This window comes from Aquimarina sp. MMG015 (assembly GCF_018100855.1).
GTDB lineage: Bacteria > Bacteroidota > Bacteroidia > Flavobacteriales > Flavobacteriaceae > Aquimarina > Aquimarina latercula.
In genome coordinates this window covers 1-17,627 of the sequence record NZ_JAGJEB010000013.1, presented here as the reverse complement: position 1 = coordinate 17,627, position 17,627 = coordinate 1, and the positions used below count along the sequence as shown (strand labels likewise).

Genomic DNA, 17,627 nt, shown 5'->3' with positions numbered 1-17,627 from the left:
TAATACGGTAGATGTAAGTGTTTAAAAATCAATTTATTTAGTGTTTTGCCACTTTTTGACACCGTTGTTTTTTTTGATTAAAATAGGATAATTGCTATTATGGAGAACTAAAGTTTTATCTTTAAAATAAGAATGTTTTACAATTCTTATTTTACCTCTTAAATCCCCTTATAATGAAACGACAGATTCTGTTACTAGTACTTATTTTTAGTATTACTGAAGTGAGCATTTCTCAGACCAAAATAGATACTTTACAGCAAGTTTTACAACAAACTCCTTCAGAAAAGGTGCAGTTAAGAATTCTTGACACCCTAACAAAAGAAATGATACAAGCTAACCATCCTGATCAAAGTATCTATTTAGATCAAGTGATTACATTAGCAAAAAAACAAGGAGATTATGATCTAGCAGCGGCAAAAACGCGATTTGTTGCTCAAAACCATATTTATGGTCGTCAACCTGACTCAGCTATTTATGTAGTAGAGGAGATGCTAAAGGAAAAACCTAAATTTACTACTACAAAATCTGAAGCTCATTTATTACTAAAACGAGGCGGTGCATATTTTAATAAGGAATTATTAGAAAAAGCTGTTAAAGATTATGACACTTCTGCTGAGTTGTTTTTAGCATCTGGTGATTCCATTTTTGCGGCAGATGCGCGTTTTTTTGCAGGACAAGTATATACGAATCTAAAGGATTTTTTAACATCTATCAAGCGGTTTGAAGAAGCCTATGTTTTATATGATAAACTTAATGACATACAATATGCAAGCTATGTGTTAGGAGAGCTAGCCGGCTTGTATGGAAGGAATAAGTTTTATGATAAGGCTATTTTTGAAAGAAAAAAGGCGCTTAGAGACTTATTAAAAATTAAAGATTATAAAGGAATTGGATTTTTATATACACAATTAGCAGGAAATTTCCACAGTAAAAATGAGTTAGAAACTTCAAAAAAATATGCTGATTCTGCAGTGCAGTGTACAGATAGTATTTCCAATAAAACATCAAAAGCATTAATTAGAATGCAAGCAGAAAGAGTTAATACTGATTATTATTTACAAAAAAAGGATATAGAAAAGGCTAAAGAACATCTGGAGATGGCTGAGAATCAAAGAATATTAACGGAAGCACCAGAATATTATAATACACATTTATTGTTACATAAAGCTAGGTATTATAAAGAAATAAGAGAATATGATAAGGCAAAAATTGCTTTGAAGAAACTATTGGAGAAAAAGGAAAAAATTAATGATGTGGATCGATACATAAGAGCAGAGAAACAAATATCCGATGTATATGGAATTCAGGAGAATTATAAAGATGCGTATACACATTTGTTGAATCACGTAACTTCTAAAGATTCAGTTACTTCTGAAATAAATACCAATACTTTTCTATATTATCAATCACAGTTTGAAACTGAAAGAAAAGACAATGAAATTTTTAAGAAAAAAGCGGAGATTGAGATTTTAGAAAAAGACAAACAAATTGCTGAAGGAAAACGAAATATACTATGGCTTGTATTGTGTTCTAGTATTCTAATTGCTATAGGAATTACCCTGTATATATGGCAAGCAGGAAAGCGAAAACGAAAGTTATTATCAGATAAAATCGAGCAAAACAAAAGAGAACTGGACGAGTTTACTGCACAGTTGCTTGATAAAAGTAGGATGCAGGAAACGCTGACTAATGAATTAGAAGCGTTAAAAAATGAATTGGGAGAAAAAGAGACCTTACAAAAGCTTCAAGATTTAACAAATCTCAAAATTCTTACTCCGGATGATTGGTATACCTTTAAACATAAGTTTATGATGGTATACCCCACTTTTTTTTCGAATCTAAAAAACAAAAACTACGATCTTACGAAATCGGAAGAGCGATTGCTAGTTATGGAAAAATTGGATCTTAGTACTAGCGAAATAGCAAATATGTTGGCTATTTCTCAAGATAGTGTAACCAGGAGCCGTTCGCGTTTACGTAAAAAAATCAATGCACCAAAAGGATCTTCTATCCTAGAATATTTAGAAGCTTCTTAAGTCTTTTCTGTTAAAAGACAGTTTTGCCACTTTTTGTCACTGGTGTTTTTTTATGTTAGGAAAACTTTAACATAGGTTTGCGCTACTTTATAGTAAGTACAATAAACCTAAATACATGCCCTATGATAAAAAAATACTTCTTCACCATTTTACATTTTAAAAGTTTTGTTGATCTAGTTTCAATATAATTTTCCTGCGTTAAGAATACTCTTTCTTTAGAAAAGAAATGAGAATAGATGTTCGAACGTAAATGTTTGATTGATAGCTAATTTTTCAAACTGTCCGGTTTTTGTCCGGTACTTTTTACCTTAATTTTTTACATAAATTAATTTATTTGCTGAAACCTTTTCAAAACCCCTTAATATGAAAACAAAATTACTTTGGAGTATTGCTGCCTTATTCTTTTTTGGTAGTGTTTTTTTACACGCGCAAACAGAAAACTATTCAACAGGTGGTACTGCAACACCAGATCAATCCACTACTAGTCATACACCAGCTCCTTATGATGGTTCGCAGACTTTTGCACCAGGATCATCAATAACTAATGCAGATTGGAATGTTTTTCTTGGACCTGGATCTGGCTCATCTGTTACAATGTCAAGTCAAAATGTTTTTATTGGTGCCATGGCCGGTGCTTTACATGACCGTGGTTCCGGTACGATCAACAATTTTGGAGATAACGTTGTGATTGGCGCTTTTGCTGCAGATCAAATGACTGATGGTTATGATAATGTTTATATAGGTAAATATGTAGCCCGAACAGCTATTGGAAATGATAATGTGGTTATCGGTACAGAAGCAGGATTATCTATGACCACAGGATATGATAATACCTTTGTTGGAGAAGAAGCAGGAGAAGACATGACTACTGGTTATGAAAATACCTTTATCGGTGAAGATGCTGGTCAAAAAATTACAACCGGTTATGAGAATACTTTTATAGGACATTTTGCGGGTTATGGTGACGGTTGGGGGTCCTCCGTTCTTGCAGGTCCAGGATATAAAAACACAGGAATTGGAGACGAATCACTTTCAGGTATTACTGAAGGACATCATAACACTGCCGTCGGAGATTCATCAGCGGTTGATATTGGTACAGGGATTTACAATACGATGATCGGTGCAGCAGCAGGAGCTTCCACAGAACATGCTAATTTTAATACGTTTATAGGAGCCAATGCAGGATGGGATAATAATCGAACGAATGGTACAACTAATGCCAATAGAAATACCTATGTAGGCGTAGCTACTGGATCAAGTAATAGAGAAGGAGAAGATAACGTAGGTATGGGAGCTTTTGCAAGTTTTGGATCATCTGGTCCTTATGTTGTTGGAAACGGATACGATAGGGTTGGTAACAGAACCAATACCAACAGGACTACTTTTATAGGAGCCAATGCAGATGCTGGAAACAATGATGTGACTTTAATAGGATATAATACCAGGGTAGATGGTCAATATGGTATTGCGGTAGGAGCAGAAGTGGCTATAGATAATGCACCCGCAGCGATTGGTATTGGATATCAGGCTACCATAACTGGCGGTGGAGATAACTCTATATTAATCGGTAGGCAAAGCAGGATGACAGATGAATTATCTATTGGAATTGGCTATCAAACGAATGTAAGTGGAAATCAGGCAATCGCCATAGGAGGTAATACAATGGCAGAAAATCAAGGTGCTATTGTGATTGGAGAGGGAGCACAGTCAAATGATGCAGTTAGTAGCACTTATCCAGAGGACAAAGCTACTAATAATATTGCAATAGGGTATAACGCATTGGTAAGTGGAGACAATGCTATCGCTATAGGAAATGGTGCCCAGGCTGCCGAAGATGATACGATGATATTAGGGGGAGCTACCAACCCGGTAAGAGCTGGAATTGGTACCAATACACCTAATCAATACGCAATATTGGATTTAACATCAAGTAATAAAGGGTTGTTTCTTCCAAGGTTAACGACTGCACAACGTACAGCGCTAGAACCTGCTGCTCCAGAATATCCTTCTTCAAAAGGGATTCGTGAGACCGAAGAAGGGTTGACAGTGTATGATACCGATGAAAAAGCTTTATACTTTTGGAATGGTACCGAATGGAGTAGTGCTGTCAAAGATAATCTAGGAGATCATACTGCAACAACCATGCTTAATATGATGGATAATGTAATTCGTTTTGATAGAGGTGAAGAGAATGGAATTGAGTTTAATGGTCGTGAACAATATAAAATTTCGTATGGAGGAAGTACAAATTATGATTATGGTCCAGTTACAGGAGTAAGTATCAATACGTCGATGACTGCAACTGCCAATAATGGTTGGACATGGGGACCTTTTGATGGTGCTCCAGTTGCGGCAATTAGCGTAGCTGGAAAAATGCAAATTGCAAATAGTCTTAATATTGCAGGCAATTATGAATTTCCTATTGTAGATGGCACTGCAAGTCAAGTTTTAGTTACTGATGGATCAGGTGTATTAACCTGGTCTACGCAAATTGATAATCAAGATTTAAGTTTGTCATCAAATACACTTAGTTTAACTAATGATACATCTACTGTTGATTTATCTGGATACTTAGATAACACAGATGAGCAAGCAATATCTTTGTCGACGAATACATTAAGTATCACAGGTAATGCAGCTACAGTAGATCTTTCAGGTTATCTAGATAATACAGATGAACAAGCCATTTCATTAGTAACAAATACATTAAGTATTACAGGTAATTCCTCTACAGTTGATCTTTCAGGATATTTGGATAATACCGATAATCAAGATTTGCAATTTTCAAATAATACATTGAGTTTAACGAATGATGGAACTACGGTTGATTTGTCTGGATATTTAGATAATACTGATGCACAATCATTATCATTAGCGACAAACACATTGAGTATTTCAGGGAATGCAGCTACAGTTGATCTATCAGTATATTTGGACAATACAGATAATCAAGATTTGCAATTTTCAAATAATACATTGAGTTTAACCAATGATGCATCTACAGTTGATTTATCTGGATACCTAGATAACACAGATGCCCAAGGAATATCATTAGCTACAAACACATTGAGTATTTCGGGGAATGAAGCTACAGTTGATCTATCAGGATATTTGGACAATACAGACAATCAAGATTTGCAATTCTCAAATAATACATTGAGTTTAACCAATGATGCATCTACAGTTGATTTATCTGGATACCTAGATAATACAGATGCACAAGGAATATCATTAACCACAAATACATTGAGTATTACAGGTAATTCCTCTACAGTAGATCTTTCAGGATATTTGGATAATACGGATGATCAAGATTTACAGTTTTCGAATAACACATTAAGTCTAACGAATGATACAACTAGTATTGATTTATCTGGATACTTAGATAATACCGATGCTCAGGATTTAGATCTTTCTGCTAACACATTAAGTTTAACAAATGATGCTTCTTCAGTTGATTTATCTGGATATCTAGATAATACAGATTCGCAAGGGATATCACTTACTACAAATACGCTAAGTATTTCGGGTAATACTTCTACAGTGGATCTTTCTGGATATTTAGATAATACAGATAGTCAGGAACTGTCATTAAACGGTGCTACACTAAGTATCTCAGGAGGAACAAATACAATTGACCTTTCTGCTTTGCAAGATGGTTCAGGAACAGACAATCAAACTTTAGAGTTAAGTAGTAACAGTCTTAGTATAAGTAATGGAAATACAGTTGATCTTTCTACTTATGTGAATAGTGATAACCAAAACCTTACTGAAGCTACTTTAACAGGGACTGATCTTACTATAGAAATTCAAAACGGAACTTCGGTATCTGTAGATTTAGCTCCTATTGTATCGAATTTGCAAGCGGATCTAACTATAGCTCAAAATCAAGTTGCAACCTTGCAAGATCAGATGACTGATATTTTAGAAAGATTACAAACACTAGAAGATTGTGCTTGTGAAGCTCTTGGAGTAGAAGATGTGCCAGAAGGAAAGACAAATACCCCTAAACTATATCAAAACATACCAAATCCATTTAACAGTACTTCTTCTATCAAGTATTATATACCATTAGGTGTGAGTAGAGCAGTAATGGTCTTTAGTGATGGTGGTGGGAAAATAATTTCTAATGTATCACTTGATGATCGAGGAGATGCGGAATTGGATATCAATAGCGATGGTCTTGCCGCAGCAGTATATTATTATACCTTATATGTAGACGATCAAAAAGTAGCTACCAAACGGATGGTCATTGAATAATTGCATTCAGACTTTTAACTTGTTGTTTTAAGATCAGACAAACACTGAACAATCTATATTTTTTTTGATTTTACCACTTTTTGTCACCATCAAAATTCTTAAAGAAACCTTAAAAAAATTATTATTGCACCATAAAATACAAATAGCTGATTGACAAATGTTTTAATCATGGTTTTGAAGAATTGTCCGGTTTTTGTCCGGTAATATATCAGTGATTATTAATGATGATGTATGTTATTTGCATCAGCTGTTTAACAAAAAGCCCCTTATATGAAAAGAAAACTACCCTTTGTTTTTTTACTATTCGCTAATTTTATTGTTTTTGCACAAGAAACCTATGTTCCTGATGACAATTTTGAAGCTTTTCTAGAAGCTAATGGGATGGGAAATGGTATTGCGAATGATGATTATGTAACAACAGCAAACATTTCTGGAGTTACTTCTTTGAATATTGCTATTAAACAAATTGCAGACTTAACAGGAATTGAGGATTTCACCGCTCTTGAAACATTAGATTTTACATTTAACGGTGTTGGCAGTTTTGATGCTTCGAGTAATACAAACCTTCGGGTTTTAAGCTGTGCCTTTAATGGGATGTCTAGTCTTAATGTTTCAGGGAATACAAATCTCGAAACACTAACCTGCAGTACAAATGGTATTTCAACATTAGATCTAAGTACTAACATTAAACTAAAATCCTTAAATGCCGCTAGTAATGGATTAACAAGTATTAATTTAGGGTCGATTGATGCTTTGGAAACAGTAAATGTTCTTGGCAATAACCTAAGCACTATAGACTTAAGTAACTTATCCAACTTAACAGATTTGAATTGTGCTAATAATTCCGATTTAGATATCGCCGATTTTAGCGGGGCTACTAGTTTAGTGAATCTGAATTGTGATAGTACCGATTTAACGAGTTTGGATCTATCTGATAATGTATTATTAGAAACATTGACCATTGATTTCTTATCAGGTTTAGATGTAGATCTTTCCAACAACACAGCACTGACTAGTTTTTCTGGTCAAACAAGTTTAACAAGTTTGAATATCAAAAACGGTAATAATGCTAATATCACATCATTTGATGCTAGAGGTGGTGATATGAGTTGCATCCAGGTTGATGATGTCGATGCTGCTTATTTAAGTACATGGCAAAAAGATAATACCACTTCTTTTGAAAAAGATTGTAGTCAAACGAGTATTCCTGATATAGATTTCGAATATTACTTAGAAACGCACGATGCCAATGGAAATGTAGTTTCTATAGGGAGTCCTAACAGTATGGGGAATGGTTTGGAGGATGATGGATATGTAATTACATCAAGAATTGTAGACGTAACTACCTTAGATATTTCAGGAAATAGTATTGGTGAACTCGATGGTTTAGAGGCTTTTGAGTCTCTTGAAATCTTAGATTGTTCAGAAAATAATTTTAATGAATTTGATTTTTCACAATTACCAGAGCTAAAAGAATTGTATTTACACGATGTGTTTTTTGCTGTTTTAGACGTGTCTAGTAATTTGAAACTGGAAAAATTAATTTATAATGATGCAAACAGTACTACATTAATATTAGGAGATAATGATGTAATAACAGAATTAAATATTGGTGGGAACGATATAAGTGCATTAGACATTTCATCATATACCACAATAGCCATTTTAAATATTGAAGGTAATAATCAATTATCTTCAATAAATGATCATATCCCTCTTTTAACAAATTTAAAAAACCTTAATGCAAAAGGAGTTTACCTGTCTAATACGGATTTTAGTAAGAACCTTTTATTAGAAACCTTAGTTATCGATGAAGCGGCAGGTTTTTATTTAGATCTTTCGGCTAATACAGCATTAACAAGTCTTTCTGCATACGATGCTAATCTTACAGGAATCAATATCCAAAATGGAAACAATGCGAACATAACCTATTTTAATGCTGAGGATAATTCAACAATGAAGTGTGTTCAAGTGGATGATCCAGACGCGTCATATTTAAATTCTTGGGACGTAGATAGCAACATTATATTTAGTCTCGATTGTAGAGAAACCAATGTGCCAGATGATAACTTCGAGAATTATTTAGAAACTCATAATGCCAGTGGAGGAACCGTTTCTGTTGGAGATGCAACGAGTATGGGTAATGGTATTGCGAATGATAATAAAGTGTATACATCAGGAATAGCCTCTGTTGAAAATTTAAGCATCTCTAGATTAAACATTTCAGATATAACAGGAATTGAAGCTTTTACGGCCTTAAAAGCTTTTACATGTTCAAATAATAATATTATTACTTTGAATGTTTCTCAAAATACAGAATTAACTTCTTTATTGTGTTCTAGAAATCAGATCACCAATTTAGACCTTTCTCAGAATATTAAATTGGATAAACTATCTTGTTTTAATAATCCCTTAGGAAGTTTAGACGTAACAATGCTTACTTTATTAGAAGACTTAGACTGTGTTGAAAGTCAACTAACAAGTATCGATCTTTCCCAAAATCCAGAATTAAAATATTTACAGATTTATGATAATTCATTGGCAAGTTTAGATATCAGTAATAACTTAAAATTAGTTGAGTTCTATGCTGAAGGGAATAGTATTGAAAGTTTAGATTTATCTAAACATACACTCTTAGAAGATGTGTCATTGGCGTATAATCAATTGACTTATTTAAATTTAAGAAATGGTAATAATACCAATTTTGATAACAGCGATTTTGATATTACTAATAACCCAAATCTTACTTGTGTAGTTGTCGATGATATTTCTTATGCGAATACCAATTTTACGGATAAAGATGTTCAAACACTATACAATACTTTTTGTAGCACGACTTATGTTCCTGATGATAATTTTGAAAATTATTTAGAAACACATACTAGTATGGGACAGGTTGTACCTGTAGGAGATCCAGCCAGTATGGGTAATGGCATTGCCAATGATGATTTGGTGGGAACAGAGAAAGTTCAGGTGCTTAGAAATCTGAGTGTTGAAGGTCGAGGAATTACAGACTTTACAGGACTAGAGGCGTTTATAGGCTTAGAAATATTTAGAGGTTCTAGAAATACCATTTCTAATCCAGACTTAAGTTTAACTGCAAATGTAAACTTAAAAGAGATTGATTGTCAGGACATGGGACTTACAAGTGTGAATCTTTCTAGATTAATTTCTCTAGAAATAATAAGAGCTAGAAACAATAATTTAAGTACTATTGATGTAAGTTCAAGCACAGCATTACATACCTTAAACTTAGATCAAAATAATTTTAGTAGCATAGATTTAAGTGTAAATACCGGGTTGATTGATTTTAGAATAAGAGAAAACTCGGTAAGTACTTTAGATATTTCAAACAATACCAATCTAACCCAATTATATATTGATGATAATTCAATAGCAACGTTAAATGTCGCAAATAATTCACTTTTAGAGACCCTAAGTTGTGGAGGAAATGAGTTCGTGACTATTGATTTGAGTATGCTTGCAAATTTGGATGATTTAGCTATAGGTGATACACCAACACTTACTTTTTTGGATGTTTCAAGTAACTTAAATCTTGAAGATATATTCGTTGATAATAATACTTTGTTAACTACTTTAGATTTATCAAATCATACGAAGTTAGACGAAGTATATACCAATAATACTGCTATAGTTGCCTTAGATTTTAGTAATAGCCCAGATATAGAATATGTAGAATGTCAAAACGGTCAGTTAACTTCGTTAAACTTTAAAAATGGGAATAATAACAGTGGTATGGAAGTATATGCTACTGGAAACCCGAACTTAAGTTGTATCACAGTAGATGACCCAAATGCAAGTTACTTAAGTAGTAACTGGGAAAAAGATGCTACCACGAGTTTTGGTGAGTATTGTCGATTAACCTACGTGCCGGATGATGAATTCGAAGCATTCTTAGAAAGCCAAGGTTATGGTAATGGAATTGACAATGATGATTATGTGTATACAGCACTGGTAGAAGTTTCTGAGGGAATTATTTTCCAAAATAAAATGGTTACTGATATGACAGGTATCGAAGATTTTAGAGATATGTGGTATTTAATATGTCGTAACAATAATAATTTAACAAGTATTAACTTAAGTAATAATTCGAAACTGAGTGTTATCACTTTAGCGAATAATAACTTGACGAGTTTAGATCTAACCAATAATACGTTATTAGAACAAGTATATCTCGAGGATAATGCTAATTTGGGAGATGTAGATATTTCTACACTTACCGCATTAACCAATTTAAGCGTATCTAATACAGGAATTAATTCCATAGATATTTCTAACAATCCGTTGTTAAGACAGCTAATCTTAAATGATAATAATTTTACGAACTTAGATTTATCTCCATATCCTAGTATTATACAATTAAGAATTGCAAACAACCAATTAACTTCCTTAAATGTTGCTAATGGAAATAATGATAATTTTACATGGTTTGACGCTTTAGGAAATCCTGATTTAACGTGTATTAAAGCTGATAAAGTAGTTCAGTTATATCCAGATATTTGGCAAAAAGATGATACGGCTAGTTTTGCATTATATTGTGATCTAACCTATATCGCAGATGCTAATTTTGAAAATTACTTAGAAACACACGATGCAGATGGAAATATAGTTGCTGTTGGAGATGCTATAAGTATGGGTAATGGAATTGCGAATGATAATCAAGTAGCTACAGAAAAAATAGAAACGGTAGTTAATCTAGATTTGAATCGTTTAAATATTGCAGATTTAACAGGAATTGAAGCGTTTGCAGCTCTTGAGTCTTTAAATATTGACTATAACGATTTAACAACTTTGGATGTAAGTAGTAATCTTAATTTGAAAGTGCTAGATGCTGCAGAAAATGATCTTACTTCGCTTAATTTTACAGGGCACCCGGCCTTAGAAGAAATAGTGTTGAGGTCAAATTTCATTACTAGTGTACTAGTTGATAATAACCCAACCTTAAAAGTGTTAAGTGTTTATAAAAATCCTATAACTAGTTTAAATGTAAGTTCTTGTGTTCGACTTGAAGATCTTGTCGTTTCCGAAACTCTATTAGAATTCTTAAATGTTAAGAATGGTAATAATAGCATTATTACAAATTTTGAAGGGTCATATAACCCTAATTTATATTGTATCCTGGTAGATAATCCTTCAGCTGCTTATCTGGTAGATTGGGATAAAGATGATACGGCTGTTTTTAATGAAGACTGTACAGCACCAGTAATTACGTTGACAGGAGACAACCCACAAGAAATAGAGTTGGGAGCTGGATATACTGAGTTAGGAGCAAGTACAGATGATGGCGGTGATGTAGTAATAAATTCTTCAGATTATATAGATGCTGTTGGTAGTTATACCATTAGCTATAATGCTACAGATGCTTTTGGTAATGCTGCTACAGAAGTTAGCAGAACAGTAAATGTAGTAGATACTACAGCACCGGTAATTTCCTTATTAGGAGCTAATCCACAAGAAATAGAGTTTGGAGATGGGTATACAGAATTAGGAGCTACGACTGATGATGGAACTAGTGTGGTTATTCATTCTTCTGATTTTGTGGATGCTGTTGGTCAGTATACGATTACTTATAATGCTACAGATGCATCTGGTAATATGGCAATAGAAGTTATCAGAACAGTAAATGTAGTGGATACTACAGCACCAGTAATTACCTTAACAGGAGCGAACCCACAAGAGATAGAATTAGGATCAGGATATATAGAATTAGGAGCTACTACAGATGATGGAAGTATGGTTAGTATTGATAGTTCTGATTTTGTGGATGCTGTTGGTCAGTATACGATTACTTATAATGCTACAAATGCATCTGGTAATATGGCAATAGAAGTTATCAGAACAGTAAATGTAGTGGATACTAAAGCACCAGTAATTACCTTAACAGGAGCGAACCCACAAGAGATTGAATTAGGATCAGAATATACAGAATTAGGAGCTACTACAGATGATGGAAGTATGGTTAGTATTGATAGTTCTGATTTTGTAGATGCTGTTGGTCAGTATACGATTATTTATAATGCTACAGACGCATCCGGTAATATGGCGATAGAAGTTACCAGAACGGTAAATGTAGTTGATACAGATTTACCAGACGTTGTATGTCAAAATATTACAGTGTTGTTAGATGAAACAGGTAATGTGAGTATTACGGCAGATCAAGTAGATAATGGTAGCAATGATATTTCAGGAATAGCATCCTTGAGTTTAGATATTACTTCATTTGATTGTAGTACCACCGGAAATAACATGGTAGTGTTAACCGCAATTGATAATAATGGCAATAGTAATTCTTGTAATGCTATAATTACAGTAGTTGATGAGATAGTTCCAGTTTTTGATCCGTCAACAATACCAAATAATATTGAGGTTGGTTTTGATAGTGGAGGCCAATATTCCTTAGCAAATTTCATCTCTAATGTAATTGTTAGTGATAATTGTACCGGTTTGAATACTAATATTGTTCAAGATCCTGCCCCCGGAACATTATTAGGCATCGGAGACCATTTAATTACAGTGTACGCAGAGGATACTAGTAGTAATGTTTCAACTACGACTTTTACTGTTAGTGTGATAGCAACACTTGGTACAGAAGAAAATCAACAAACTAATTTTGAATTGTATCCAAATCCAGCAAAGGACTATTTTCAGATATCAGGATTATTAGACCAGACCGAAGTATCCATTTATACTATAAACGGAATTGAAGTAAATAGAGCTATAATTGATAGTAGCGGATTGATTGATATACAAGATCTATCGAATGGAGTTTATTTAATTAGAATAGAAAAGAAAAACACTCACCAGATTATAAAGTTAATTAAAAATGAATAGATGTATTATCTAATTTTGAGTAAGCTAGGTGGTACATTGATCTCAATAGTACATATATCAATCTAGAATCTTTTTTCTAAAGAAAATCAAAGCGAGTTTACTATTAAACAAACTCGAATTTAATTATATAATATTAGCCCTTAATAATTAAAACCTTAACCTTTTATACTATGATAAAAAAAATACACACTCTTTTGTTTTTTTTGAGTATTTCTGTGGTTGGTTATGGCCAACAGTGTGGAATATTAATGAAGCCTGTTTCATTACAGGATCGAATAGATGAATCTACCTTGGTGGTAGAAGGAGAAGTAAAAGCGTTCCAAAGTTATTGGGATACCTCCAGATCTAATATTTATACCGTTTTTGAAATTGAAGTGTATAAAGTAGCTAAAGGATCTTCCTCAACAACCGTTAAAATTGCGGTTCTTGGTGGGCAAGTTGATAACGAGATACAAATGACCTCGAGCTCAGTTTCATTATATAATAGAGATTTGGGTATTTTTATGTTAAAAGCATCCAAGGCAACTCTTCCATTAAAAGGAACGATATATGATATGGTTGCAGCTGCACAGGGATTTGTGCGGTACGATAAAGTTACTAATAAAGCTTCGGATGTTTTTTATACGTATCCTTCTGTAAAAAATGAATTGTATTCTAAAATACAGAAGACGACCAGAGCTGCTATGAAAGTATTACAACAAAGGCCCGTTGTGTTAGAAAATAGGAGAAAAGCTCTTTTAGCAACCCCTTCTATTTCAGGGATATCTCCTTCCTCAATATCTGCAGGTACACTGGAAGTTCTGACCATAAATGGCTCTAATTTTGGAACTGTACAGGGCACGGTTAGTTTTCAGAATGCCAATACGGGAGGGACTACTTATTTTGATGCATTTGATTCGCAAGTGTTAAGTTGGACGGATACTGAGATTCAGGTTCAGGTACCTTCGGGAGCAGGTACCGGTAATATTCGCGTTACCAATTCTGATCCAGCAACTGTTACAAGTAGCCAAACCTTAACCGTACGATACAATCATTTAAACGCAACTGGAGGAGGTAATGCGTTTCCAACCACTTTGATAGATGATAATGCAAACGGAGGCTTTACTTTTGAGTACCATATCGATTTTGATACAAGTAGTGCTAAACCCTTTTTTGAAGACGCTTTTGAGCTTTGGAATTGCGAAACTGCCGTAAATTTCGTGTTTGGAACTACTACTACTACAGATGTAACTAGTGATGATGGTATTAATATTATTCGTTTTGACAATGGATCCGAATTAGCTTCTGGTGTATTAGGGCAGGTAACAACCCGATTGTTAGGTAGCTGTAGTGTAACAGGTCGTGCGATCGTAGATGAGTTAGATATCACTTGGAATGACTCTACGAATTGGTATTATGGTTCGGGGACTCCTCCTTCCGGTCAAGTGGATTTTAAAAGTGTAGCATTACATGAATTAGGTCATGCCCATCAATTGGGTCATGTAATTGACTCTAATGTTATTATGCACTATAATCTTGGTGCTGGAGTGGAGAAATACGCATTGAATAGTAATGATATTGAAGGGGCAAATTTTACCATGGGCATTTTTACACAAAGTGTTGGTTGCTCTAATATTGGAGCAATGACAGAATATTCTCAATGTTGTAGTGCCTTAGCCATCACATCAAGTCCATCAAATCATGATGATTGTGAGGGTGAATCAGCCTCATTTAGTATTTCTGGCACTGAAATTTCTATGTATCAATGGCAGGTAAATACAGGAAGTAGTTGGAGTAATATTTCGGATAATAGCAACTATTCAAATTCAGATACAGCCACCTTAATGGTAAATAATCCAACTTTTTCTTTTAATGGCTATCAGTACCGATGCATTGCAGAAAATACGTGTGGAGATCAATTGACATCAAATGCCGCTACGATGACTATTGATGAGCTCCCTAGCGCAACGGTTGGAACGAGTAACGCTAGTTGCACGGATAATGATGGTGAAATTACGTTTACTTTTCCGGATAATGCTGCAAGAACAGACATTGAGTTCAGTATTGACAATGGAGGATCATATCCTTATAGCTATAGCGATAATGTAGGTTCCGCAACAATAAATAATATCGCAGCTGGATCTTATGATGTATGGGTGCGTTGGGATAATGATGAGTGCCCAGTAGATTTAGGGGAAATAACTATTGATCAAGAAGTAAGTCCAAATGCTACGGTAGTAGCCGTTGAAACGAGTTGTGGTGCAGATAATGGGGCATTAAATTTTACGTTTTCAGATGTAGGTACAAGAACTGTAATCCAGTTTAGTATTAATAATGGGACATCATATGATTATACCTTTAATGATAATGCTGGCTCTGGTTCCGTACCAGGTCTTGCTGCCGGAAATTATGATGTATGGGTTAGTTATGATAATGATGATTGTCCTGTAGATTTGGGACAGTTTACCATTGATGCTTCCTTAGCTTCTTCTGCTTCTATAACAACAAGTACAAATGAAACGGTTTGTGATGCTAATGATGGTACTATTGAACTTCTCCTAGTAGACAATCCTTCACAGACTACAGTCGAAGTAAGTTTAAACGGCGGTACTAGTTATGATTATACTTTTAATGATAATTCAGGTTCAGTAATTCTCAATAACCTTACGCCAGGAAGCTATGAAATCTGGTCCCGTTGGGGAGATGATTCTTGTGCAGAACTTGTAGGTACTGTAGAAATTATGGAAGCTCAAGGAATACTAACAACGATATCAGCTATACATGCTGAGGTTGGTCAATCGGATGGTAGATTACTACTTACATTTTCAGATGATGCCAGTCAAAGTCAAATTAAATTTAGTATCGACGGAGGAAATACATATCCTTATACCTTTGACGATAGTGTAGGTGCTGCAGAAATTTCAGATTTAGCTGCCAATACGTATAACGTTTGGGCTTCATATGGAGATGATACTTGCCCAACGGATCAAGGAGACACAATCATTTCTGAAATAGTGTATTCGAATATTCCAGATAACAATTTTGAAAATGAATTAAATCTGCTAGGATATGATAATTATGTTGGGGACAATCGGGTACCTACTTCTTTAATTAATACGATAACGAACCTTACGTTAACAGCAAAGAATATCTCTGATTTCACTGGAATTCAGGATTTTGTGGAATTGACCGAATTAAAAATAAATAGTAACGCACATACAACTTTGGATGTTACGAATCTCACAAAATTGAGAAGATTAGAAACTCATAGTAATTCTAATTTGACTTCAATAAATGTAGGAGGACTTACCGCTTTAGAAATTTTAAGATTTAATAATACAGGAGTTGCTTCCTATGATGTAAGTACGAATACGGCGTTGCAACAACTATGGGCATTTTCATTACCCAATGTTACTACTGTAGATGTTAGTAATAATAATTTGCTATGGAGATTACTGATTCAAAAATGTGATATAAATCAAGATATTGATCTTAGTCATTTATCTAATTTGACTTGGTTATCAGCATTTGATAATGATCTAACTGGATTGAATGTTCAGAATGGAAATAATGTGAATGTTACTAATTTTGAGTTAAGTAATAATCCAAATCTTAATTGTATTCAGGTAGATAATGTATCCTTTTCAGAAACTGCCTGGACGGATATAGATGCTCAAACTAATTTTGCTGTAGATTGTAGTGTTGTCCCTGTTATTTCTTTAACTGGTAATAACCCGCAAACTATTGAGTTAGGTGATGGCTATACAGAATTGGGAGCAACTACGGATGATGGTTCTGTAGTAAGAATTAATGCTACGGAATTTATGGATGCTGTAGGAGCTTACACCATTTTTTATGATGCTATTAATAATTTAGGCAATAGTGCTGTGCAGGTAACACGTACTGTGAACGTGGTAGATACAACAGCACCCGTAATTACTTTAATAGGTGATAACCCTCAGGAAATAGAACTAGGAGCAGGGTATTCGGAATTGGGAGCAACTACTGATGATGGTAGTCTAATTGGAATTAATACCTTAAACTTTATCGATGCCATAGGAAGTTATGTGATCAGATATAATGCAACTGATCTTTACGGTAATATGGCGGTAGAAGTGATTAGAACGGTGAATGTAGTGGATACCACGGCACCCGTAATTACTTTAATAGGTGATAATCCACAGATCGTAGAATTAGGAACTGGTTATACAGAATTAGGTGCGACTGCAGATGATGGAACTAATGTTGTGATTAACAGTTCAGATTTTGTAGATGCGGTAGGTAGCTATACGATTACATATAATGCAACTGATATTTTTGGTAACACTGCTGAAGAAGTAAGCAGAACAGTTAATGTAGTAGATACTACAACACCACCAGTGATCACTTTATTAGGTGATAATCCACAAGAAATAGAATTAGGAGCCGGATATACAGAGTTGGGAGCTACTACAGATGATGGGACTAATGTTGTGATTAACAGTTCAGATTTTGTGGATG

4 protein-coding genes are annotated in these 17,627 nt (G+C 34.2%); all 4 read left to right on the top strand.

What is annotated here, in order from left to right; genetic code table 11:
• Positions 1–173 precede the first annotated feature (173 nt).
• On the top strand, positions 174–2,036 hold the full coding sequence (locus tag J8L88_RS19920; protein ID WP_211061649.1) for a hypothetical protein: 1,863 nt from the start codon (positions 174–176) through the stop codon (positions 2,034–2,036).
• Between the two features lie 363 nt (positions 2,037–2,399).
• Positions 2,400–6,296, top strand: a complete 3,897-nt coding sequence (locus J8L88_RS19915) for a hypothetical protein (protein ID WP_211061648.1) — start codon at positions 2,400–2,402, stop codon at positions 6,294–6,296.
• A gap of 270 nt (positions 6,297–6,566) precedes the next feature.
• Complete coding sequence (locus tag J8L88_RS19910; RefSeq protein WP_211061647.1) at positions 6,567–13,148, top strand: immunoglobulin-like domain-containing protein; 6,582 nt, start codon at positions 6,567–6,569, stop codon at positions 13,146–13,148.
• A gap of 170 nt (positions 13,149–13,318) precedes the next feature.
• The coding region (locus J8L88_RS19905) for an immunoglobulin-like domain-containing protein (RefSeq protein ID WP_211061646.1) at positions 13,319–17,627 on the top strand (4,309 nt) is incomplete at its 3' end.